The sequence below is a fragment of the Streptomyces sp. NBC_01465 genome (assembly GCF_036227325.1).
Lineage (GTDB): Bacteria > Actinomycetota > Actinomycetes > Streptomycetales > Streptomycetaceae > Streptomyces.
Window position 1 is genome coordinate 6,420,923 of sequence record NZ_CP109467.1, and the last position, 21,327, is coordinate 6,442,249.

Sequence of the window (21,327 nt, forward strand, 5' to 3'; positions counted from 1 at the left end):
CGCGTCAGACGAGCGCGCGTCCGTGGGCCCGGAGCGTCAGCAGCGCCTGGATCGTCACGATCGGCCGCCACTCCAGGGCCGTACCCGGCGCCCAGGCACGCCAGTTGATGGGCCAGCCGCCGTCCTCCTGCTGCTCGCCCGCGAGGTGGTCCAGCGAGCGGGCCATCTCCTCGTCGGTGAACCAGGCGCGCGCCAGCGACTGGGGTGTGCGCGCGAAGTCGTACGGGAAGTGGTGCTCGCCCGGCGCGTATCCGGGCGCCACGGGGAAGTCCGCGCGCCGCAGCGGGTCCGTGACGGCGAGCCGCTGCTCGCGCACCAGCCGCCCCAGCCGGTCCGCGGCCGCCTGGGCCCTCGCCCGGTCGGGGACGCCGTCCAGGAAGGCGACGGCGGCCTGGATCTCGTACGGATGGGACTTCTCCAGAGCGTCCACGGCCGCCCAGCAGAAGTCGGTCGCCCGGAAGAGCCAGGCGTGCCAGACCTCGTTGCGGTGCAGCAGCCCGACCACGGGACCGGTCGCCAGCAGATCGCTCGGCGGATCGTCGACGATCGGCAGGAAGGGGGCCGCCGGGTAGCCGCGCAGGGAGGGGTGGAGCGCGGGCAGCGCGCCGTCCCGGTTGGAGACCTCGGTCAGATAGCGGCACACCGTCTCCACCCGCCGGCCGCCGCAGCGGCCCACGGAGTCCAGGACGCGCAGCGCGTGCGCGGTGTGCAGCGGCTGGCTGACCGGGCCGCGCAGATCGGGTTCGAGCGCGTGACCGTAACCGCCGTCGTCGTTGCGGTACGCGGTGAGGGCGGCCTCGACCGCCTCCTCGGCGCTCTTGGTGCTGTCTCCCTTGCCGCCGGCGAGGAAGTGGTACGCGAACCGACGCTGCTCGAGCACCCTGGCCGTCAGCCAGATGAAGTGCTCGGCACGTGCGAGAGGTGATGCTCCGGATCCAGCCATGCTCCGACCGTAGGGCGGAAAGCGCTCTCGGCAAGGGGGGACGGCTCAGGCTGCACTCTCAGGGGCGGGATACTGGAGTCATGCGGTTGACGATTTTCTGGGAGCGGATGGCGGAGCACTTCGGTGAGGGGTACGCCGAATCCTTCGCCCGCGACCATGTGATGGCCGAGCTCGGCGGCCGTACGGTGCACGAGGCGCTCGCCGCCGGCTGGGAGACCAAGGACGTCTGGCGGGGTGTCTGCACCGCGGTGGGCATCCCCGCCGAACTGCGCTGACGGGCATCGGCGGGGAGCGGGCGGACGCGGGTGGAACGGGTGGCCCTGCGCGTAGGCGAGACTGATCCTGTGGCACCGACAGACGAGAGAGCCCAGGACCCGACCGCCGCGGACACCGAGCCGCCGGTCCCGCCGCCGCCCGCCGCCGACCGCGGCGAGGCCGGTCCCGCACGAATGCCGCGCTGGCTGCCGCGGGCGATGGTGCTGGCGCTCGCCCTCATCGCCTGTTTCCAGCTGGGCAGTTGGGCCTTCCACCAGCTGATCGGGCTGCTGATCAACATCCTGATCGCGTTCTTCGTGGCGCTGGCGGTGGAGCCGGCCGTGGGGCGGATGGCGTCGCGCGGGATGCGCAGAGGGCTCGCCACGTTCCTGATCTTCTTCGGGCTGCTGATCGCCGCGGCGGGCTTCGTCTTCCTGCTCGGAGCGATGCTCGCGGGCCAGATCGTGGACATGGTCGAGGAGTTCCCCAAGTACCTCGACTCGGTGATCAACTGGATCAACCAGACCTTCCACACCGATCTGTCGCGGGTCGCGGTCCAGGACAGCCTGCTGCACTCCGACTGGCTGCAGAAGTACGTGCAGAACAGCGCGAGCGGCGTCCTGGACGTCTCGACGACCGTGCTCGGCGGCCTCTTCAGGCTCCTGACGATCTTCCTGTTCGCCTTCTACTTCGCGGCCGACGGCCCCCGGCTGCGGCGCGCCCTGTGCTCCGTACTCCCGCCGGCCAAGCAGACCGAGGTGCTGCGCGCCTGGGAGATCGCGGTCGACAAGACCGGCGGCTATCTCTACTCGCGCGGCCTGATGGCGCTCATCTCGGGCGTGGCGCACTACATCCTGCTGGCCGCGCTGGGCATTCCGTACGCTCCCGCCCTCGCGGTCTGGGTGGGCCTGGTCTCCCAGTTCATCCCCACCATCGGCACGTATCTGGCGGGCGCCCTGCCGATGCTGATCGCCTTCACCGTCGACCCCTGGTACGCGGTGTGGGTGCTCGTGTTCGTCGTGATCTACCAGCAGTTCGAGAATTACGTGCTGCAGCCGAAGCTCACCTCCAAGACCGTCGACATCCATCCCGCGGTGGCGTTCGGCTCGGTCATCGCGGGCACCGCGCTGCTGGGGGCGGTCGGCGCGCTGATCGCGATCCCCGCGATCGCGACGCTGCAGGCCTTCCTCGGGGCGTACGTGAAGCGGTACGAGGTGACGGACGACCCGCGCGTGCACGGCAGGCGCAGGCCGCGCAGCGGGGCCACGGTCCTGGCCCGGATACGGCGTGCGCTGCGCCAGGACCGGGACTGAACGGACTGCGCCGCGGTGCGCGTGGTGCGCTTGACACCAAAATCGAACATCCATTCTTATGGATTGGCGGCCCTGTGTTTGCAGGGGTTCCGGCCGACTTATCCACAGGCTGGAGGGACGTCGAGGCCCATTGTCAGTGGCAGGGGTTAGCGTCTCTGACGTGAAGCGATCGACTCAAGCAAATCGGGTGGAACCCATGGCAGGTACGGACCGCGACAAGGCGCTCGACGCCGCGCTCGCGCAGATTGAACGGCAATTCGGCAAGGGCGCAGTAATGCGCATGGGCGAGCGGACCAACGAGCCCATCGAGGTCATCCCGACCGGGTCGACCGCACTCGACGTCGCGCTCGGCGTCGGCGGCCTTCCGCGCGGCCGCGTGGTGGAGGTGTACGGCCCGGAGTCCTCCGGCAAGACGACCCTGACGCTGCACGCCGTCGCCAACGCGCAGAAGCTCGGCGGCTCGGTGGCCTTCATCGACGCGGAGCACGCACTCGACCCCGAGTACGCGAAGAAGCTCGGCGTCGACATCGACAACCTGATCCTCTCGCAGCCCGACAGCGGTGAGCAGGCTCTGGAGATCGTGGACATGCTGGTCCGCTCCGGTGCCCTCGACCTGATCGTCATCGACTCCGTTGCGGCGCTCGTGCCGCGTGCGGAGATCGAGGGCGAGATGGGCGACTCGCACGTCGGTCTGCAGGCGCGACTGATGAGCCAGGCCCTCCGCAAGATCACCGGTGCGCTGAACCAGTCCAAGACCACCGCGATCTTCATCAACCAGCTCCGCGAGAAGATCGGCGTGATGTTCGGCTCCCCGGAGACCACCACCGGTGGCCGGGCGCTGAAGTTCTACGCATCGGTGCGTCTCGACATCCGGCGCATCGAGACGCTGAAGGACGGCACCGACGCGGTCGGCAACCGCACCCGCGTCAAGGTCGTCAAGAACAAGGTCGCGCCGCCCTTCAAGCAGGCCGAGTTCGACATCCTCTACGGCCAGGGCATCAGCCGCGAGGGCGGCCTGATCGACATGGGCGTGGATCACGGCTTCGTCCGCAAGGCCGGCGCCTGGTACACGTACGAGGGCGACCAGCTCGGCCAGGGCAAGGAGAACGCCCGCAACTTCCTCAAGGACAACCCCGACCTCGCCAACGAGATCGAGAAGAAGATCCTGGAGAAGCTGGGTATCGGTGTCCGTGCGGACGCCCCGGCGGCCGAGCCGGGCGCGGACGCGGCAGCTGCCGCACCCGCGGACGACGCGGCGAAGTCGGTGCCCGCTCCGGCAACCAAGGCCAAGACGGCCAAGGCTGCCGCGGCCAAGAGCTAGTCCATGACCCGGAGAACCGAATGGGCGGGGGCCACGGACTCCGAGGACGGCGAGGGGACCCGGCGACCGGAGCGGCGACGCGACCGGTCGCAGGAGCGGCCGGAGAAGTCTCAGGACCCGGCGGAGCGGGCGCGGGCGATCTGCCTGCGCCTGCTCACCGGGACCCCGCGCACGCGCAAGCAACTGGCTGACGCTCTGAAGAAGCGGGAGATCCCGGACGAGATCTCGGACGAGGTCCTCTCCCGCTTCGAAGAAGTCGGCCTGATCAATGACGCGGCTTTCGCGGATGCCTGGGTCGAGTCCCGCCATCACGGCAGGGGCCTGGCCCGGCGGGCGCTCGCACGGGAGCTGCGGACGAAGGGCGTCGACTCCGCCGTGATCGACGATGCCGTCGGGCAGCTCGACTCCGAGCAGGAGGAGGAGCGCGCCCGCGAGCTCGTCGACCGCAAGCTCCGCTCCACCCGGGGACTGGAGCGCGACAAGCGGCTGCGCCGCCTGGCCGGGATGCTGGCCCGCAAGGGATACCCCGAGGGCATGGCCCTGCGGGTGGTCCGGCGTGCCCTGGAGGAGGAAGGCGAAGACACCGAAGGCCTGGAGTACGAGGCGTTCTGACGGTGGGCGGGGAGCGGCGGGGGTGGGGCTGACCCCCGGGCGATGATGCCGGGCCGCTCCAGTGCACAGACACGTGTGCACACGGAATTGTGTACCGCATGACAAGGGAATCCGGCGGTACGGAGATTGCGGATCTCGCCGCGCTCAAAGCGCTGGCGCACCCGCGCAGGCAACAGATTCTTCAGCACCTCACCCTGGGCGGTCCGGCGACCTCCGCCATCCTCGCCCGCGCCCTGGAGCTGAACACCGGCGCCACCAGCTACCACCTGCGCGAACTCGCCCGGTACGGCTTCGTCGAGGAGACCGAGGGCGAGGGCACGCGCCGCGAACGCTGGTGGCGGACGGTCCCCGGAGACCGGCGGTTCCCGCCGCGCAGCCGGCAGACACCCGAGATGCGGCTCGTCATGGACGAGCTGAACCACCACGCCTACGCGGCCGACCTCGAACTCTTCGAACGACTGCAGCGCGACAGCGACAGCGACGACTTCGCCTACTCGCGCTCGGAGATCCGGCTCACACCCACCGAACTCCGGGAGTTCTTCGAGGAGTACATCGCGCTCCTCAACCGCTACAAGCGCCCCGAGGACGCGACACCGTCCGGCGCCCGCACCGTGCACACCCGACTGATGGCCTTCCCTGCCCCTGAGGACGCATCATGATGCTGCGCTACGCCCTGCAGACCGTCCGCGACCGCAAAGGCGGCTTCCTCGGTGCGTTCGTCGCGCTGATGTGCGCCGCCGCCCTGATCACCGCCTGCGGAACCCTCCTGGAGACCGGACTGCGCGGGACGATCGCCACCGAGCGCTATGCCGCCGCGCCGGTCGTCGTCTCGGCCGACCAGAACGTGCACCAGACCACCGTCAAGCACAAGGGCAACGGCAAGACCAAGATCAAGCACAAGGCCAAACCGGTGGCCGAACGGGCCTGGCTGCCCGAGAAGACGGTCGAGCAGGTCCGCGGCGTACCGGGCGTCCGGACCGTCGTCCCCGAACTCACCTTCTCCGCCCTTCCGTTGACGGGGGCCGGCGACGCTCCCTCGTACGGACACGCCTGGGCCTCGGCGGCGCTGACCCCCTTCACCCTCGCCGAGGGTGGGGCGCCCTCGGCCGCCAACGACCTCGTCGTCGACCGGGGGTTCGCCGCCCGGGCCCATCTGAAACCCGGCTCACGCCTCACCGTCCAGTCCACCCAGGCGCCCCGGACCTACACGATCACCGGGATCGCCGCCGCGCAGGGCGGAGACCTCCGCCACCAGACCTCGCTGTTCTTCTCCACCGGCGAGGCCGAGCGGCTCTCCGGCCGGCCGGGGCAGGTCACCGCCATCGGTGTGGTCCCCGAACAGGGCGTCGATGCAGGTGAGTTGAAGCAGCGCCTCACCGATGCCCTCGACGGCACCACAGCCCAGGTATCCGTCGGCTCCGATCGCGGCCCCGTCGAATTCCTCGACGCCGCCGGAGCCCGTATCAAGCTTGTCTCCATGGGAGGCGCCATCGGTGGCACCTCCCTGCTCGTCGCGATCCTTGTCGTCGTCTCCACCTTCGCCCTCTCCATCCAGCAGCGTCACCGCGAACTGGCCCTGCTGCGCGCCGTTGCCGCCACCCCGAAGCAGATCCGCAGCCTCCTCGGCCGCGAGGCCCTGCTGGTCGGCTCTCTCGCCGGAGTCGCCGGTTCGCTCGCCGGACTCCCGCTCGGCGCCTGGCTGTACGGCAGGTTCGTCGACATGGGGGCCGTCCCCGTGACCCTGGAGCGGACCGTCGGCGTCTTCCCGGTGTTCGCCGCGGTCGCCGCGACCCTGTTCGGCGCCTGGGCCGCGGCCCGGATCTCCGGCCGCCGGATCTCCCGGATCCGCCCGGCCGAGGCGATGGCCGAATCCTCCGTCGAGCCGGCCCGCCCCGGCTGGGGCCGTATCGTCGCGGGGCTTCTGCTGCTCGCCGGCGGCATCGTCCTCGTGGCCGTACTGAGCATGCTGCGCACCGAACCCGCCTCAACCCCCGTGACCTTCCTCTCCGTTGTGGTCCTCGCCTCCTCCGTCTCCCTTCTGGGCCCGCTGATCGTCAAGGGTGCGGCCGCCCTCCTGGCCGGCCCGCTGCGGCTGACCGGCTCCGGCGGCAGGCTCGCTGTCGCCAACGTCCGGGGCAACTCGGCGCGGATGGCTGCCGCCGTGACCCCCCTGGCCCTCCTCATCGGTATGACCTGCACCGTGCTCTTCGTCCAGCCGACCCTGGGCAACGCCGCCCGCACCCAGGCCCGGGAAGGCATCAGCGCCCCCTGGCTGCTGGCGTCGCAGGGCCCCGGCGTCCCGGCTCAGGCCGCGGCGAAGGTCCGTGCGACTCCAGGTGTCTCCGCGGTCACGGAGATCGTCAGAACCACCGTCCGCGTCGGCCTCACCAAGTACGCCGCGCAGGGCGTCACCCCCGCCGGGCTGACCCGCACCTGGAACCCCGGTGTCACCAGCGGCTCCCTGGACCGCTTCGGCAAGAACTCCGTCGCCGTCAGCGAACTGGCCGCCGACCAGCTCCATCTGAAGCCCGGCAGCCCGCTGAAGCTCACGCTCGGCGACGGCACCCCCGCCACGCTCACCGTCTCAGCCGTCTATGCACGGGGCCTGGGCTTCGGCGACCTGACCCTGCCCCACGACCTTCTCGCCCACCACGTCGACAACCCCCTCTCCGCCGCCGTCCTCGTCGCCGCCGATTCCGGAGCGGCCACACAGCGAGAACTCGCCGCCGCCGTCAAGGAGTTCCCCGGCGTCAGCGTCATCACCCGATCGAGTGCCGACAAGGTCCGCGCCGACCAGCAGCGCACCAACGCCGAGGTCAACTACCTGGCCATGGGGCTGGTCCTCGCCTTCACCGCCATCGCCGTCGTCAACACCCTCGCCATGTCGGTCTCCGAGCGCATCCGGGAATTCGCCCTGCTCCGGCTGGTCGGCTCCACCCGCCGCCAGGTCCTGAGGATGCTCCGCCTGGAAGCCCTGGCGGTCCTCCTCGTCGCCGCGGTCCTCGGCTCCGGCATCTCGCTCGCCGTCCTGACCGCCTTCAGCGTCGGGATGACGGGCAGCGCGGCCCCCGTGGTCCTCCCGATCGTCTACGTGGGCGTCGTGGGTGCCGCCGCCCTGCTCGCCCTGGTCGCCACCGCGCTCCCCGGCCGGGCCGCGCTCAGACCCCGCCCCGTGGAGGTGGCCACCGCCAAGCAGTAGGCAGCAGGCGGCAGCCACCGTCCAGCGCCACCAGGGCTCCCGGTCACACCTCGACCGGGAGCCCTGCCGCGCGCCAGGCCTGGAACCCGCCGATCAGATCCGTCGCCCGGTCCAGCCCCAACTGCCGCAGGGACACCGCCGCGAGCGATGACGCGTACCCCTCGTTGCAGATCACGACCACCCGCAGGCCGTGGTCCTTCGCCTCGGCCGCCCGGTGACTGCCCTGAGGATCGAGCCGCCACTCCAGCTCATTGCGCTCCACCACCAGCGCTCCCGGGATCAGCCCGTCCCGCTCACGGAGCGCGGCGTACCGGATGTCCACCAGCAGCGCCCCGTCGGCCGCCGCCGCGAATGCCTCCTGCGGTCCGACCCGGTCCAGGTCCTCCCGTACCCGCTCCAGCAGTTCGTCGATCGAGACACGCTCGCTCATCACCACTCCCCGGGAAGCTCGACCTGCTCCAGCCGGAGCACCGGGCCGGTGCGGCTGTAGCGGCGGATCAGCGGCAGCGGCGGAAAGTACGCGTGCACCGAGACAGCGTGGGTGTCGGCGGACTCGTTGAGCACCTCGTGCACATGGTGCGGACCGAAGGCCCGCCCCTGTACGGCGGACAACTGCCGTGAGCGGTCGACCCCGTCGGCCAGCTCCAGCGTCTTCCACCCCTCGGTGGGCAGCCGCGCGGCGAGCGAGTCCTCCGTCAGCCGGCCGGCCGCCGTGGCGAATGCGCCGTACGAACCGCCGTGGTCGTGCCAGCCGGTGCCGGTCCCCGGCGGCCAGCCGATCAGCCAGGCCTCACTGCCGCCGGGACCGTCGAGACGGATCCAGGTACGGCCCTCGGGATCGAGCGGGAGTGAGGCGACGAGCGCGGGGTCGGCTGCCGTACGGCGTACGAAGTCCAGCAGCTCGGCGGAGGTGGGCGCACCGGTGTGCGCGGGGGCAGAAACGGGTGCGGAAGCAGGCAGAGCAGACACGGGTGACCGTCCGATGAGGTTCGCGGGGGTGTGCGGCCACTGCGGTGCACTACAGCACGGCGCGGCTCGGCACAGGGGAGAAGGCGAATCAGCAGGACGGGCGACACACGCAGCCCGCATAGCGGACGAGGTCCATATGGACCCTCCGCCACAGGTGCGCATGGGTGTCGGTCACATTCCGGAGTACACCATGCGCACCTGCGTCGGTCAATTGACGTCCACGGTGCTTTCGGTACGTACGGAGACGGGCTCGCCCCCACGTGCCGCGTCCGCCGCCTCGTACAGCTCGGCCGGCCGCACCCCGGCGAAGGCCGCCACCAGATGTCCGTCGGGCCGGATCAGCAGCACCGTGTGGGCCGAGGCCCCGGGGTAAGCCTCGGCGACCAGGAGCTCGCCCCTTACCGGGAGCGCCGCCACCGCTGCGGCCAGCCGCGGCATCACCCCGGCGGTGAGCCAGTGGCGCCGGTCCCACACCCCGGTCCCCGGGGCGATCAGCACCACCAGCAGCTGCCCCCGGCCGAGCCGGTCGCGCAGCCCGGCGGTCGAGCCGTCCGGTGTCGTGACCCGGATGTCCTCGACCGTCGCGCCGGTGGCCGTGGCGACCGTCGTCTGCGTATCGGTGTACGGAGGTGCGAGGGGGGAGTGCGCGTACACCGGAGGCGCCCCCAGTGCTCCGCGCCCCAAGTGCCCGTCCGCGAGCAGGGCGTCATGGCCCCGGGCCGCACCCGGCACAAGATTCCGCAGTCCCTTGCCGCCGCGCAGTATCGGCAGCGACTGGTCGGCGGCGCGCAGTTTCGCGGCCACGGCCGTGCGCCGCTCCGCCTGATAGCTGTCCAGAAGCAGCTCGGAGCTTCCGTGGTGCCAGGCCTCCGCGATCTTCCAGGCCAGGTTCTCCGCGTCCCGCAGTCCCTCGTCCAGACCCTGTGTGCCGAGCGCGCCGAGCAGATGTGCGGCATCGCCCGCCAGGAAGGCGCGGCCCACGCGCCAGCGGCGCGCGAGACGGTGGTGGAGGGTGTGGACGCCGGTGTCGATCAGTTCGTACGGGGGTGTCTCGCCGCACCAGCCGGCCAGGGTGTCCCGGATCCGCGCCACCATGGCCTCGGGGGTGACCAGTTCGGCACGGGCGGGCAGCAGCCAGTCGAGTCGCCAGACACCGTCGGGCAGCGGACGGGCCGTCACTTCGTCGCCGCCGCTGCGCCACGGGGGCATCCGGTGGAGCAAGGCCTCGCCGGGCCAGGGCAGTTCGGCTCGGAGCGCGGCGACGGCGTGCCGCTCCACTGCCGTACGGCCGGGAAAGCGGATGTCGAGCAGCTTGCGGACGGTGGAGCGGGCGCCGTCGCAGCCCACCAGATGGCTCCCGCGCCACCAGGTGGCGCCCGGACCGCGGGTGTGCGCGGTGACGCCGTCGGCGTCCTGCTCGATGGTGTCCAGGTGGCTCTCTGTGACCAGTTGGACCCGGTCGTGCGCGACGGCCGCCGCTCGCAGACCCCGGGTCAGCGCATGCTGCGGGACATGCAGGGGCGAAGGCAGGGCCTCGTCGAAGGAGAAGTGGCGCAGTTGCTGACCGCGCCGCATGGACCGCCAGGCGAGCCAGTGCGCGCCCTCGTCACGGGCTGTCGTACAGCCCAGCCGTTCCGCGAACTCCGCAGTGTCGGGCCGTAGTACGGCTGTTCGGGCGGGGCGGGCCTCGTCGGTGCCCGTACCTTCGTCCAGTACGACGGAGGGGACGCCCTGTGCGGCCAGGGCCAGTGCCAGCGAGAGCCCGACCGGGCCCGCGCCGACCACGATCACCGGGTCCACGGCGCGGCTCCTCCGGCTGGTGCGGAGAAGCGGGGACAGACGGGTACAGCCCGGTGCACGATCACAGAACGTATGCAACCCACTGCGGGTGCCCCCGTCAAGTGACACCGGGCAGCGGCGCGCGCGCCGCTGCCCTACGTACCGTCAGGAGCGGGTCAGGCGCTGACGTCCGTGGGCGCCAGGGGAGCGGCGGGAGCCACGTCGATACCGGTCTTGGCACGCCGCCCGCGCTTCTCGATCCAGGTGGCGAGCCCGGCGAGCATCAGACACATCGCCACATAGATGGTGCCGATCACGATGATCGTCGGGACGTACGGATAGTCGCCGTTGACCTGGGTGTTGCTCGCGATGAGCCGCGCCGTCTGCAGCAGTTCCGGGTACAGGATGATGTAGCCGAGCGAGGTGTCCTTGAGCGTGACCACCAGCTGACTGATGATCGTCGGCAGCATCGCGCGGACCGCCTGCGGCATCAGGACGCTCGTCATGACCTGCGTCTTGTTCAGGCCCAGGGCGTACGCGGCCTCGCGCTGCCCCGTCGGTACGGAGTTGATGCCGGCGCGCAGCACCTCGGCCTGCACGCAGCCGTTGTAGACCGAGAGTCCGATCGCCAGCGCCCACATCGAGTCGTTGGGGAGGAAGCCCACCCAGATCGCATAGATGGTGATCAGCAGCGGGATGGAGCGGAACAGTTCGATGAAGGTGGTGGCCACCCAGCGGACGGGCCGGTGGTCGGAGAGCCGGCCGACGACCAGGACCACGCCGAGCACCAGGGAGCCGATCGCGGCGAGGCCGAAGGCCTTGAGCGTGGCGACGATCGCGTCCGCGATGTTCTGGCGGATGCCGGAGTAGTTGAAGATGTCCCACATCGCGCCTTCGAGCTGGCCCTTGTCCTTCAGGCGCAGAATGGCGAAGACGATCAGCGCGAGCACCGCGACGGTGCCGACGACGGTGTAGATCCGGTTGCGCAGGACGGCCTTGGGGCCGGGAGCGTCGTACAGAACGCTGGCACTCATCGGGCGACCTCCATGCGGCGCTCAAGAAGACGGAAGAGTCCGCTGATGGCAAAGGTGATGATCAGATAGCCGAGGGCGACCCAGATGAAGATCGGGACGATGGCGTAGCCCTGATCGCTCAACGACTTCTGCCAGCCGAAGAGTTCGACGACGTTGAACGCGCCCGCGATCGCCGAGTTCTTGGTGAGCGCGATGATGATGCTGCTCAGCGGCGGGATGACGGTCCGGGTGGCCTGCGGCAGCACGATCAGGCGCAGGGTCTGCGAGAACGACATCCCGAGCGAACGGGCGGCCTCCGCCTGGCCGAGGGGCACCGTGTTGATGCCGGACCTGATGGCCTCGCAGACGAACGAGGAGGTGTAGAAGCCGAGCGCGAGCGAGGCGAGCACGAAGGAGCTCATGCCCGGGAAGAACACCAGGGGGACCACGAAGGTGGCGACCAGGAAGAGAAGCGTGAGCGGGGTGTTGCGCAGGAGCGTCACCCAGGCCGTGCCGAAGAACCGCAGGGGAGGCACGGGGGAGACCCGGAAGCCGGCGATGATCACGCCGAGTACCAGGGCTATCGCCGTGCTGAAGGCGGTGATCGACAGGGTTCCTATGAAGCCGGCGCGGAAATCGGAAAAATTGTCGAGCAGTACGTTCATGAGGTCTCCGCGTCGGCGGGCAGCTGCTGGAAGACAGGGGGCCGAGCGCCCCGTAGCGGTGTACGGGGCGCTTCAGCGTGTGCGGTGAAGGACCGGGATCAGTACTTCACGGGGGCGGGCGGCGCGACGTACGGCGAACCCGACAGACCCAGGGTCGCGTCGTAGATCTTCTTGTACGTGCCGTCCTGCTCGTGCTTGGTGAGCTGGTCGTCGATGAAGTCGCGCAGGACCTTGTCGTCCTTGTTCATGCCGATGCCGTACGGCTCCTCGGTGAACGGCTGGCCGACGACCTTCAGCTTGGTCGGGTTCTTGGCCGCGTAACCCTTGAGGATCGCGTCGTCGGTGGTGACCGCGTCGACCTGCTTGGTCAGCAGCTGCTGAACACAGTCCGAGTACTTGGCGAGCGAGACGGTCTTGGCCTGGTACTTCGCCTTCTTGATCTCCTCGAGCGGCGTGGAGCCGACGATCGAGCAGACGGTCTTGCCCTTGAGGGTGTCCTTGGTGATGCCCGAGTCGTCCTTGCGGATCAGCAGGTCGGCACCGGCCTTGTAGTACGGGCCCGCGAAGCCGACGAGCTTCTTGCGCTTGTCGTTGATCGTGTACGTACCGGCGTAGATGTCCACCTGGCCACCGGAGATGGCGGTCTCACGCACACCGGAGTCGACGGTCTTCCATTCGATCTGGTCCTTCGAGAAGCCCAGGTCGGCGGCGAGCATCGTGGCGATCTCGATGTCGAAACCGCTGCGCTCCTTGGTCGCCTGGTCCTCGAAGCCGAGGTACGGCTGGTCGGCCTTGGCACCGATGACGATCTTGCCGCGCTTCTGGGCGGCCTTGAGCGTCGCGGAGTCGAGGGTGACACCCTTCGCGACGGTGTACGCCGGCGCGGACGGGGCGCCGGAGGAGCCCGGCTGGGCCGACTGCTTGTCACCGGCGGAACCGGACTTGCCGCCGCACGCGGCAGTGGTCAGCGCGAGCACGGAGATCGCCGCGAACGCGGCGGACTTGCGGAACTTCATGGTGAACATCCCTCTGTTTGGCGGGCGTTGGTGTCGGGCGTCAGTGGTGCAGGATCTTCGACAGGAAGTCCTTGGCCCGGTCACTGCGCGGGTTGCTGAAGAACTGGTCGGGCACGGCTTCTTCGACGATCTTCCCGTCGGCCATGAAGACGACCCTGTTGGCGGCGGATCGCGCGAAACCCATTTCGTGGGTGACGACGACCATCGTCATACCGTCACGTGCCAGCTGCTGCATGACCTCCAGGACCTCGTTGATCATCTCGGGGTCGAGCGCCGAAGTGGGCTCGTCGAAGAGCATGACCTTGGGGTCCATCGCCAACGCCCGCGCGATTGCCACGCGTTGCTGCTGACCGCCGGAGAGCTGCGCCGGGTACTTGTCCGCCTGCGAGCCGACGCCCACCCGGTCGAGCAGGGCGCGGGCCTTGGTCTCGGCAGCCTTCTTCTCGGTCTTGCGCACCTTGACCTGGCCCAGCATGACGTTCTGCAGGACCGTCTTGTGCGCGAAGAGGTTGAACGACTGGAAGACCATGCCGACATCGGCGCGCAGCCGGGCCAGCTCCCTGCCCTCCTGGGGCAGCGGCTTTCCGTCGATCGAGATGGCGCCGGAGTCGACCGTCTCCAGGCGGTTGATGGTGCGGCACAGTGTGGACTTGCCGGACCCGGAGGGCCCGATCACGACCACGACCTCGCCACGGGCGATGGTCAGGTCGATGTCCTGGAGCACATGCAGCGCGCCGAAGTGCTTGTTGACGTTGCTCAGTACGACCAGGTCGTCCGCCACCGGCTGGGCGTCCTTGGCCACTGACACTCCGCTCATCGGCTTGTTGCTCCGTCCTCGTCGGTTGCGAGGACCTTAGTGACAGCCTGCCACCAGCGTCATTACATCTGAGCGGAAATTGAGCATCACGATCCGGTTACTTGCGGGCACTCCGGGTGAAGAACGCAGGCAGGGGAGTACCGGCTGCATAACGGATACCCCGCTCAGGGGGAAGCCTCTTGACTGTCCGGGCGTCCATCGGCGTGGATGCGTGAGTACGGATTGCGTACGTATGGAGTGCGACCGGAGTGCGACGGAAGGGGGACCATGAGACTGCTGCTTGTCGAGGACGACGACCACGTCGCCGCGGCCCTCTCCGCGATCCTCGCCCGCCACGGCTTCAAGGTGGTGCACGCGCGCAACGGCGAGGAGGCGCTGCAGGCCCTGCTGCCGGCCGCGCACGAGCCCTTCGGCGTCATCCTGCTCGACCTGGGCCTTCCCGACCAGGACGGCTACGAGGTCTGCGGCAAGATCCGCAAGCGCAGCTCGACCCCGGTGATCATGGTGACCGCGCGGGCCGACGTCCGTTCCCGCATCCACGGGCTCAATCTGGGCGCCGACGACTACGTGGTGAAGCCGTACGACACCGGCGAGCTGATCGCCCGTATCCACGCGGTCATCCGCCGTCCGGCGCCGGCCGGCGGTCCCGGTCCCGGCAGCAGCGAACTGTGGCTCGGGCCCGTACAGATCGAGCTGCCCACGCGCAGGGTCAGTGTCGAGGGGAGTGAAGTGCAGCTCACCCGCAAGGAGTTCGACCTGCTCGCGCTCCTCGCCCAGCGGCCCGGGGTCGTCTTCCGCAGGGAGCAGATCATCAGCGAGGTGTGGCGCACCAGCTGGGAGGGGACCGGGCGCACCCTCGAGGTGCATGTGGCGTCCCTCCGCTCCAAGCTGCGGATGCCCACGCTGATCGAGACCGTGCGCGGCGTCGGCTACCGGCTCGTCGCTCCGGCCGCTCCCGGCACACCCCAAGGTACGTAACTCCCGGTGCGCACCCGTCTCCTCCCGCTGCTCATCGTCCTCATGGCGGGCGTGCTGCTCGCGCTCGGCTTCCCGCTGGCCGTCAGTGTGGCCGCGGCCCAGCAGCAGAAAGTCGTCGTCGACCGGATCGACGACACGGCGCGCATCGCCGCAGAGGCGCAGTTCGTCACGGAGATACCGGCCGTCGAGAAGGAACGGCAGGCCAGGCTCCAGGACGAACTCGTCCGCTACCAGCAGGTGTACGGGATCCGGGCCGGGGTCTTCGACCGTGACGGTGTTGCCCTGGCCAACGCACCGCTGGGCTGGGGAGTTCCAGGTGAGGGCGAGGGGCGTCAGGCCTTCCAGGAGGCCCTGGCAAGCCGCCGCAGCCACGACCCCTCCCAGGTGTGGCCCTGGCAGCGCGGGCGCCTGGTGGTCGCCTCTCCGGTCGTCAGGAACGGTGATGTGATCGCGGTCGTGATGACCGACTCGCCCACGGGCGAGATGCGTTCGAAGATCCTGCACGGCTGGCTGCTGATCGGCGGGGGACTGGTGGCCGCGATGCTCGTGGCCGTCGGCGCCGCTTTCCGGCTGACGGGCTGGGTGCTCCTTCCCGTACGGATCCTGGACGCGGCCACCCACGGCATCGCGACCGGGAGGATGAACTCGCGCGTCGCACCCGGTGGCGGTCCGCCGGAACTCCGGCGCCTGGCCCGTTCGTTCAACGAGATGGCGGACAACGTCGAAGCCGTGCTGGAGCAGCAGCGCGCCTTCGTCGCCGACGCCTCGCACCAACTCCGCAACCCCCTGGCGGCGTTGCTGCTCCGGATCGAACTCCTCGCGCTCGAACTCCCCGAGGGCAACGAGGAGATCGCCTCGGTGCGCACCGAGGGCAAGCGCCTCGCCCAGGTCCTCGACGACCTCCTGGGTCTGGCGCTGGCCGAGCACGCCGGTGCGGAGATCCGGCTCACCGACATCGGTGCGCTGACGACCGAACGCGTCGCCGCCTGGCGCCCGCTCGCGGACGACAAGGGGGTGCGGCTCACCGAGGACGGTGCGGTGGCCGTCACCGCCTGGGCGGACCCCGTGGCGCTCTCCAGCGCCCTGGACGCCATCATCGACAACGCCCTGAAGTTCACCCCCGGCGGCGAGGAGGTCAAGGTCACGGTCGCGGCCGACGGCACCGTTTCCACCATCACCGTCTCCGACGGGGGGCCCGGACTGACCGAGGACGAACTGGCCCGGGTCGGCGACCGCTTCTGGCGCTCCAACCGCCATCAGAACATCAAGGGTTCGGGCCTCGGCCTGTCGATCTCGCGGGCCCTGCTCACCGCGGGCGGCGGCTCCCTCTCGTACGGGAAGAACACCCCGCAGGGGCTGCGCGTGACCGTGACGGTGCCGCGCAGCGCGCCCTAGGGCTTGACCGACCGGTAGTAGCGCCGCGCGCCCTCGTGCAGCGGCAGCGGGTCGGTGTAGATCGCCGTCCGTACGTCCACCAGCTGCGCGGCGTGCACCTGCCGGCCGATGCTGTCGCGGCTGCGGATCACCGTCCGCGTGAAGTCCTCGGTCAGCCGCACGTCGGTGCGGTCGGCCGTGATCAGGATGTTCGCCACGGCCAGCGTCGGCACGGAGCCGCCGTTGCGCGCCGCCGGATAGGCATCGGCGGGCATCACGGCCGAGCGGTAGTAGCGGGTGGACTCCCCGCTCCGGTGCAGCGCCGTCACCAGGTCGTCGAGCGGAACGATCCGTACCGGGAACCGTTCGGTGAGCAGCCGCACCGCGGTGGTGGGCAGACCGCCCGACCAGAAGAAGGCGTCGATCTTCCCCTCCTCCAGCAGGCGTGGAGCCGTGTCGATCCCGGCAGCCACCGGGGTGATGTCCTTGTGCGGATCGAGCCCCGCGGCCCGCAGGATCCGCTCGGCGATGAGCCGCACGCCCGAGCCCTCCTGCCCCACGGCCACCGACAGTTTCCGCAGGTCGTGCGCGCGGTGCACCTTCGAGGTGTCCGCGACGACGAGCTGTATGTAGTCGTCGTACAGCCGCGCGCAGCCGCGCAGCCGGTCCGAGCCGGGCCGGTCGTTGCGGATGTAGTCGTCGACGGAGTCGGCGGTCGCGAGAGCGAAGTCCGCCTTGCCGGTGGCCACCCGCGAGATGTTCTGCCCCGAACCCTCACTGGTCTGCAGGCTGACCGAGACGTGCGGCAGATCCTCGGCCAGCACTTCCTTCAGCATGGTGCCGTACGTCTGGTAGACCCCGGTCGGTACACCGGTGCTGAAGCTGAGCCGCCCGCCCGGCGAGTCCGTGCCGAAGGGCAGCAGCCACCACATCAGCAGCCCGAGGACCACCAGGGCGGCCGCGGAGCCCTGCAGGGCGCGGCGCCTGCCGATGCGGGTGAGTGCCTGGAACATGCGCGCGATCCTGCCAGGTTGCCCGCCGAAAGGACCAGGGGGTACGGAGCGGCGGGCGCCCCGTACCCTGGTGTACGAGATGAGTGCGAAGACCTACGAGGTGCGCACCTACGGGTGCCAGATGAACGTCCACGACTCCGAGCGGCTCTCGGGCCTCCTTGAGGGCGCGGGTTACGTCCGCGCGCCCAAGGACGCCGACGGGGATGCCGATGTCGTCGTCTTCAACACCTGCGCGGTGCGTGAGAACGCCGACAACAAGCTGTACGGCAATCTCGGCCGGCTCGCGCCGATGAAGACCAAGCGGCCCGGTATGCAGATCGCCGTCGGCGGCTGCCTCGCGCAGAAGGACCGCGACACGATCGTGGACCGCGCGCCCTGGGTCGACGTCGTCTTCGGTACGCACAACATCGGCAAGCTGCCGGTGCTGCTGGAGCGCGCCCGCATCCAGGAGGAGGCGCAGGTCGAGATCGCCGAGTCCCTGGAGGCGTTCCCCTCGACGCTGCCCACGCGGCGCGAGAGCGCGTACGCGGCCTGGGTCTCCATCTCCGTCGGCTGCAACAACACCTGCACGTTCTGCATCGTGCCCGCCCTGCGCGGCAAGGAGAAGGACCGCCGCCCCGGCGACATCCTCGCCGAGATCGAGGCGCTGGTCGCCGAGGGCGTCAGCGAGATCACGCTGCTCGGCCAGAACGTCAACGCGTACGGCTCCGACATCGGCGACCGCGAGGCCTTCTCCAAGCTGCTGCGCGCCTGCGGGACGATCGAGGGCCTGGAGCGCGTCCGCTTCACCTCGCCGCACCCGCGCGACTTCACCGACGACGTGATCGCGGCGATGGCCGAGACGCCGAACGTGATGCCGCAGCTTCACATGCCCATGCAGTCCGGATCGGACACGATCCTGAAGGCGATGCGCCGCTCGTACCGCCAGGACCGCTTCCTGGGGATCATCGAGAAGGTGCGCGCCGCGATCCCGCACGCCGCCATCTCCACCGACATCATCGTGGGCTTCCCCGGCGAGACCGAGGAGGACTTCGAGCAGACGATGCACGCGGTCCGCGAGGCGCGTTTCGCCAACGCCTTCACCTTCCAGTACTCCAAGCGCCCCGGGACGCCCGCCGCCACCATGGACGGGCAGATCCCCAAGGAGGTCGTGCAGGAGCGCTACATGCGTCTCTCCGCCCTCCAGGAGGAGATCTCCTGGGACGAGAACAAGAAGCAGTTCGGCCGCACTCTGGACGTCATGGTCGCCGAGGGCGAGGGCCGCAAGGACGGTGCCACGCACCGGCTTTCGGGGCGCGCGCCCGACAACCGTCTCGTCCACTTCACCAAGCCGGAGCAGGACGTACGTCCCGGCGACGTGGTGACGGTGGAGATCACCTACGCGGCGCCGCACCACCTCCTCGCGGAGGGCGCGCCTCTCGCCGTACGGCGCACGCGCGCCGGTGACGCCTGGGAGAAGCGCACCGCCGCCCCGGCCCAGCAGGCTCCCGGCGTCATGCTCGGTCTGCCGAAGATCGGCGTTCCCGAGCCGCTGCCGGCGGCCACCGGGGGCTGCTCCGTCGACTGACTCCGGGGCCCCGCGCAGTAGGCTGCCGATCATGCTCGTAGCCGCCGCCGTCTGTCCCTGTCCGCCGCTGCTCGTGCCCGAGGTCGCCGCCGGTGCCGCGGCCGAACTCGACGGGGCGCGGGACGCCTGTCTCGACGCCCTCGGGGTGCTGGCCGTCTCCCGGCCCGACCGGCTGGTGGTCGTCGGGCCCGCCGGGGCCGAGGGGCGCGGGACGCATCCGCAGGGGGCGGTCGGGTCCTTCGCCGGGTTCGGAGTGGATCTTCGCGTACGGCTCGGGGCCGGCGACGCCGCCCCGGAGCGGGAGCTTCCGCCGTCGCTGGCCGTGGCGGCCTGGCTCCTGGAGCGCACCGGCTGGACCGACGCCCCCGTGGAAGCGCTGGGCGTCGGCGAACCGCTCGCCACCGACCGCTGCCTGGAGGCGGGACGGGGTCTGGCCGCCGGCGCGGAGCGCGTCGCCCTCCTGGTGATGGGTGACGGCAGCGCCTGTCGCACGCTGAAGGCGCCCGGCTACCTGGACGAGCGGGCCACCGCGTTCGACGCGGAAGCGGCCCGGGCGCTGGGCGCGGCCGACACCGCGGCGCTCACGGCGCTGGACGCGGCACTGGCGTACGAACTCAAGGTCGCGGGCCGCGCCCCCTGGCAGGTCCTCGCGGGGGCCGCCGAGGGCGCACGGCTGGGCGGGGAGCTGCTGTACGAGGACGCGCCGTACGGCGTCGGGTACTTCGTGGCCGCCTGGTCCTAGCGCCGCTCGACGGACCCGGACACGGCGGAAGGCCGCGGAGTACAGCGCTCCGCGGCCTTCCGGCGGTGTGGTTCAGGCGGCAGGGGGCGTGGTGCCCGAGCCGTCGTCCTTGTTCGAGAGACGGCCCAGCGCGTCCTTCGCCTTGTCCGTGCCCGTCTCGATCTTGTCGCTGTATTTGCCCTTGGTCTTGGAGTCGACCGTCTGGGCGGCCTTGTCCAGGCCTTGTTCGATCTTGTCCCCGTGCTGCTGGGCGAGGTCTCCGACCTTGTCCTTGGCGGGTGCGAGCTTGGCCTTCAGGCTGTCCAGAAATCCCATAGGGACACCTCTTCCCTCTCGACGGGACTTTACTTGCGGGCGCCCTCACCGGCTTTGTTGTCGGCGGCCGCCTCGGCGGACTGCTGCTGGGGAATTTCAACTCCCTCGACAGCGGCGGCCTCGGTGGCGCCGGCCTCCTCCGCTGCTTCCGCCTCGCCCTCCGCCTCCGGCTCGGCCGTCAGTGTGGCGACCGTCGTATCTGCGGTTGACTCCTCGGCTGCGGCCTTGGACTTCCGGCTGAACCGTGCAAAAACACCCATATCTACTCCATACCGTACTCGTGCGAGCGAATTCCCGCGTCGCCCGGAGCGCCTCATTGCGTCGCCCGGGTGAACCGGTCCGCAAACCGGCGGGCGGAACCTCGCAACGGGAAACGAAGCCGGGCGCGGGCCGTCACGTAACTCGTTCGGGGACAGGTCCGGAGGTTTGCGAGACTGGGGAGGTGAGAACTGCAGCTCCCGCACCGCGGGTCATCGCCGTCGTCGGTCCCACCGCGGCCGGAAAGTCCGATCTGGGCGTCGCGCTCGCCCGTCATTTCGGGGGCGAGGTCGTCAACGCCGACTCCATGCAGCTCTACCGGGGGATGGACATCGGCACCGCCAAGCTGACGCTTCCCGAGCGTGGCGGCGTCCCGCACCGGCTCCTCGACATCTGGGACGTGACCGAGGCGGCCAGTGTCGCGGAGTACCAGCGTCTCGCCCGCGCGGAGATCGACCGGCTGCTCGCCGAGGGCCGTACGCCGGTCCTGGTGGGCGGCTCGGGGCTGTACGTCCGCGGGGCCATCGACGCCCTGGAGTTCCCGGGCACCGACCCGGACGTACGCGCACGGCTCGAGGAGGAGCTGACGCTGCGCGGACCCGGCGCGCTGCACGCACGGCTGGCCGCGGCCGACCCGGAGGCCGGGCGGGCGATCCTGCCCAGCAACGGCCGCCGTATCGTCCGGGCACTCGAGGTCATCGAGATCACCGGAAAGCCCTTCACCGCCAACCTCCCCGGTCACGATTCGGTGTACGACACCGTGCAGATCGGCGTCGACGTCGCCCGCCCCGAGCTGGACGAGCGCATCGCGCTGCGCGTCGACCGGATGTGGGACGAGGGCCTGGTCGACGAGGTGAAGGCACTGGAGGCCGTGGGGCTGCGCGAGGGGCGTACGGCAGCACGTGCACTCGGGTACCAGCAGGTGCTCGCCGCCCTCGCGGGGGAGTGCACCGAGGAGGAGGCGCGCGCCGAGACCGTACGCGCCACCAAGCGCTTCGCGCGCCGCCAGGACTCCTGGTTCCGCCGCGACCCCCGTGTGCACTGGCTGAGCGGTGCGGCCGAGGACCGTGCGGAACTCCCGCACCGGGCGCTGGCGTTGGTCGAACGAGCGGTTACAGCCTGATCACGTGATGGCATCGGGACGCTCCGCCCGTCAATCCGGGGCCCGGGAGCGTGCC

At 70.3% G+C, this 21,327-nt stretch carries 23 protein-coding genes; 11 read left to right on the plus strand and 12 right to left on the minus strand.

The window, feature by feature from the left end:
• Window positions 1–4: 4 nt before the first annotated feature.
• Window positions 5–943: a hypothetical protein gene (locus OG707_RS30285; RefSeq protein WP_329123872.1), complete on the minus strand. Its 939-nt coding sequence runs from the start codon at window positions 941–943 to the stop codon at window positions 5–7.
• A gap of 80 nt (window positions 944–1,023) precedes the next feature.
• Between OG707_RS30285 and OG707_RS30290 the strand changes: the two genes are divergently transcribed.
• The 6 genes from OG707_RS30290 to OG707_RS30315 all read left to right on the plus strand — a co-directional run bounded on the left by OG707_RS30290 (window position 1,024) and on the right by OG707_RS30315 (window position 7,643).
• Window positions 1,024–1,218 (plus strand): DUF3046 domain-containing protein, encoded by a 195-nt coding sequence (locus tag OG707_RS30290; RefSeq protein WP_329123874.1) that lies wholly within the window; start codon window positions 1,024–1,026, stop codon window positions 1,216–1,218.
• Between the two features lie 69 nt (window positions 1,219–1,287).
• Window positions 1,288–2,511 carry an AI-2E family transporter gene (locus OG707_RS30295; protein ID WP_329123876.1) on the plus strand — a complete coding sequence of 408 codons (1,224 nt, stop codon included), beginning with the start codon at window positions 1,288–1,290 and terminating at the stop codon, window positions 2,509–2,511.
• Window positions 2,512–2,698: 187 nt separating this feature from the next.
• Window positions 2,699–3,832, plus strand: coding sequence for a recombinase RecA (gene recA, locus OG707_RS30300; protein WP_329123877.1), 1,134 nt, complete (start codon window positions 2,699–2,701; stop codon window positions 3,830–3,832).
• 3 nt (window positions 3,833–3,835) lie between these two features.
• Entirely contained in the window at window positions 3,836–4,444 is a 609-nt protein-coding gene (gene recX / locus OG707_RS30305; RefSeq protein WP_329123879.1) for a recombination regulator RecX, read from the plus strand.
• A gap of 98 nt (window positions 4,445–4,542) precedes the next feature.
• Window positions 4,543–5,103 carry a winged helix-turn-helix domain-containing protein gene (locus OG707_RS30310; protein ID WP_329123881.1) on the plus strand — a complete coding sequence of 187 codons (561 nt, stop codon included), beginning with the start codon at window positions 4,543–4,545 and terminating at the stop codon, window positions 5,101–5,103.
• Window positions 5,100–7,643: an ABC transporter permease gene (locus OG707_RS30315; protein ID WP_329123883.1), complete on the plus strand. Its 2,544-nt coding sequence runs from the start codon at window positions 5,100–5,102 to the stop codon at window positions 7,641–7,643. Before OG707_RS30310 ends, OG707_RS30315 begins: the two co-directional genes overlap by 4 nt.
• 43 nt (window positions 7,644–7,686) lie before the next feature.
• Here OG707_RS30315 and OG707_RS30320 read toward each other — a convergent pair whose 3' ends face one another.
• The 8 genes from OG707_RS30320 to OG707_RS30355 form a co-directional block, all read right to left on the minus strand.
• Complete coding sequence (locus tag OG707_RS30320; RefSeq protein WP_329123885.1) at window positions 7,687–8,073, minus strand: rhodanese-like domain-containing protein; 387 nt, start codon at window positions 8,071–8,073, stop codon at window positions 7,687–7,689.
• The gene (locus tag OG707_RS30325; RefSeq protein WP_329123887.1) at window positions 8,073–8,612 is read right to left on the minus strand and encodes a cysteine dioxygenase; all 540 of its coding nucleotides are present in this window, start codon (window positions 8,610–8,612) and stop codon (window positions 8,073–8,075) included. Before OG707_RS30325 ends, OG707_RS30320 begins: the two co-directional genes overlap by 1 nt.
• 88 nt (window positions 8,613–8,700) lie before the next feature.
• Window positions 8,701–8,787: a putative leader peptide gene (locus OG707_RS30330; RefSeq protein WP_329128057.1), complete on the minus strand. Its 87-nt coding sequence runs from the start codon at window positions 8,785–8,787 to the stop codon at window positions 8,701–8,703.
• A gap of 32 nt (window positions 8,788–8,819) precedes the next feature.
• Complete coding sequence (locus OG707_RS30335) at window positions 8,820–10,412, minus strand: FAD-dependent monooxygenase (RefSeq protein ID WP_329123889.1); 1,593 nt, start codon at window positions 10,410–10,412, stop codon at window positions 8,820–8,822.
• A gap of 155 nt (window positions 10,413–10,567) precedes the next feature.
• Window positions 10,568–11,425: an amino acid ABC transporter permease gene (locus tag OG707_RS30340; protein WP_329123891.1), complete on the minus strand. Its 858-nt coding sequence runs from the start codon at window positions 11,423–11,425 to the stop codon at window positions 10,568–10,570.
• Window positions 11,422–12,069, minus strand: coding sequence for an amino acid ABC transporter permease (locus OG707_RS30345; protein WP_329123893.1), 648 nt, complete (start codon window positions 12,067–12,069; stop codon window positions 11,422–11,424). Before OG707_RS30345 ends, OG707_RS30340 begins: the two co-directional genes overlap by 4 nt.
• 98 nt (window positions 12,070–12,167) lie before the next feature.
• Window positions 12,168–13,085, minus strand: a complete 918-nt coding sequence (locus OG707_RS30350) for a glutamate ABC transporter substrate-binding protein (protein ID WP_329123895.1) — start codon at window positions 13,083–13,085, stop codon at window positions 12,168–12,170.
• Window positions 13,086–13,125: 40 nt separating this feature from the next.
• Window positions 13,126–13,902 (minus strand): amino acid ABC transporter ATP-binding protein, encoded by a 777-nt coding sequence (locus tag OG707_RS30355; protein ID WP_329123897.1) that lies wholly within the window; start codon window positions 13,900–13,902, stop codon window positions 13,126–13,128.
• 267 nt (window positions 13,903–14,169) lie between these two features.
• On the opposite strand from OG707_RS30355, the gene OG707_RS30360 reads away from it, so the two are divergent.
• Both OG707_RS30360 and OG707_RS30365 read left to right on the plus strand, forming a co-directional pair.
• Window positions 14,170–14,880, plus strand: a complete 711-nt coding sequence (locus OG707_RS30360; RefSeq protein WP_329123900.1) for a response regulator transcription factor — start codon at window positions 14,170–14,172, stop codon at window positions 14,878–14,880.
• Window positions 14,881–14,886: 6 nt separating this feature from the next.
• On the plus strand, window positions 14,887–16,275 hold the full coding sequence (locus OG707_RS30365) for a sensor histidine kinase (protein ID WP_329123901.1): 1,389 nt from the start codon (window positions 14,887–14,889) through the stop codon (window positions 16,273–16,275).
• On the opposite strand, the gene OG707_RS30370 is transcribed toward OG707_RS30365, so the two are convergent.
• Entirely contained in the window at window positions 16,272–17,267 is a 996-nt protein-coding gene (locus OG707_RS30370) for a TAXI family TRAP transporter solute-binding subunit (protein WP_329123903.1), read from the minus strand. The genes OG707_RS30365 and OG707_RS30370 overlap by 4 nt on opposite strands.
• A 79-nt stretch (window positions 17,268–17,346) precedes the next feature.
• Between OG707_RS30370 and miaB the strand changes: the two genes are divergently transcribed.
• Window positions 17,347–18,834, plus strand: a complete 1,488-nt coding sequence (miaB, locus tag OG707_RS30375) for a tRNA (N6-isopentenyl adenosine(37)-C2)-methylthiotransferase MiaB (RefSeq protein WP_329123906.1) — start codon at window positions 17,347–17,349, stop codon at window positions 18,832–18,834.
• A gap of 31 nt (window positions 18,835–18,865) precedes the next feature.
• Window positions 18,866–19,576, plus strand: coding sequence for a class III extradiol dioxygenase subunit B-like domain-containing protein (locus tag OG707_RS30380; protein WP_329123909.1), 711 nt, complete (start codon window positions 18,866–18,868; stop codon window positions 19,574–19,576).
• A gap of 72 nt (window positions 19,577–19,648) precedes the next feature.
• Here the strand turns inward: OG707_RS30380 and OG707_RS30385 are convergent, their stop codons facing one another.
• On the minus strand, window positions 19,649–19,891 hold the full coding sequence (locus tag OG707_RS30385) for an antitoxin (protein ID WP_329123911.1): 243 nt from the start codon (window positions 19,889–19,891) through the stop codon (window positions 19,649–19,651).
• A 29-nt stretch (window positions 19,892–19,920) separates the two neighbouring features.
• Window positions 19,921–20,151 (minus strand): gliding motility protein, encoded by a 231-nt coding sequence (locus OG707_RS30390; RefSeq protein WP_329123913.1) that lies wholly within the window; start codon window positions 20,149–20,151, stop codon window positions 19,921–19,923.
• Window positions 20,152–20,333: 182 nt separating this feature from the next.
• Between OG707_RS30390 and miaA the strand changes: the two genes are divergently transcribed.
• Window positions 20,334–21,272, plus strand: a complete 939-nt coding sequence (gene miaA / locus OG707_RS30395; RefSeq protein ID WP_329123916.1) for a tRNA (adenosine(37)-N6)-dimethylallyltransferase MiaA — start codon at window positions 20,334–20,336, stop codon at window positions 21,270–21,272.
• Window positions 21,273–21,327 lie beyond the last annotated feature (55 nt).